The organism is Bacillus sp. GC_Bacil_1 (assembly GCF_026540675.1).
Classification (GTDB): domain Bacteria; phylum Bacillota; class Bacilli; order Bacillales; family Bacillaceae_G; genus Bacillus_A; species Bacillus_A cereus.
Window position 1 is genome coordinate 1 of the sequence record NZ_JALNUG010000052.1, and the last position, 696, is coordinate 696.

A 696-nucleotide genomic window follows, 5' to 3' on the forward strand; every position below is an offset into this window, starting at 1 on the left:
AATGTTATCTAGTTTTGAAGGAATATGTATTTAAAATTCCTTTTGACATTCTGAAAAGAATGTGTATAATGATAAAAGTCTGGTAATGATGGCAGAGAGGTCACACCCGTTCCCATACCGAACACGGAAGTTAAGCTCTCTAGCGCCGATGGTAGTTGGGACCTTGTCCCTGTGAGAGTAGGACGTTGCCAGGCTTGTATTATTCCGCAGTAGCTCAGCGGTAGAGCTATCGGCTGTTAACCGATCGGTCGTAGGTTCGATTCCTACCTGCGGAGCCATTATGCTTCCATAGCTCAGCTGGTAGAGTACTTCCATGGTAAGGAAGAGGTCACCGGTTCAAGCCCGGTTGGAAGCTTGGAAAAGTTTTTAAATTTTTGGCCCGTTGGTCAAGTGGTTAAGACACCGCCCTTTCACGGCGGTAACACGGGTTCGAATCCCGTACGGGTCACCACTTTTGGAGGATTAGCTCAGCTGGGAGAGCACCTGCCTTACAAGCAGGGGGTCGGCGGTTCGATCCCGTCATCCTCCACCATATATGTTTAAATGTCGGAGGGGTAGCGAAGTGGCTAAACGCGGCGGACTGTAAATCCGCTCCTTCGGGTTCGGCAGTTCGAATCTGCCCCCCTCCACCATTTTCTTAAAAATAACCTGAAAGGGTTTATTTTTTTGAGAAGATAACCATACTAGTAAATATTA

5 tRNA genes and 1 rRNA gene are annotated in these 696 nt (G+C 47.4%); all 6 read left to right on the forward strand.

The annotated features are described in order from the left end of the window. The first annotated feature begins 78 nt into the window (after window positions 1-78). Window positions 79-194 (forward strand): 5S ribosomal RNA (rrf, locus tag OXT04_RS29465). A gap of 9 nt (window positions 195-203) precedes the next feature. Beyond that, a tRNA-Asn gene (locus OXT04_RS29470) sits at window positions 204-278 on the forward strand. 4 nt (window positions 279-282) lie between these two features. Further along, window positions 283-355: transfer RNA gene (locus tag OXT04_RS29475), tRNA-Thr, on the forward strand. Window positions 356-376: 21 nt separating this feature from the next. Then, window positions 377-451 (forward strand) — tRNA-Glu (locus tag OXT04_RS29480). Between the two features lie 5 nt (window positions 452-456). Further along, window positions 457-532, forward strand: a tRNA-Val gene (locus OXT04_RS29485). A gap of 16 nt (window positions 533-548) precedes the next feature. Further along, window positions 549-632, forward strand: a tRNA-Tyr gene (locus tag OXT04_RS29490). The last annotated feature ends 64 nt before the right edge of the window (window positions 633-696 follow it).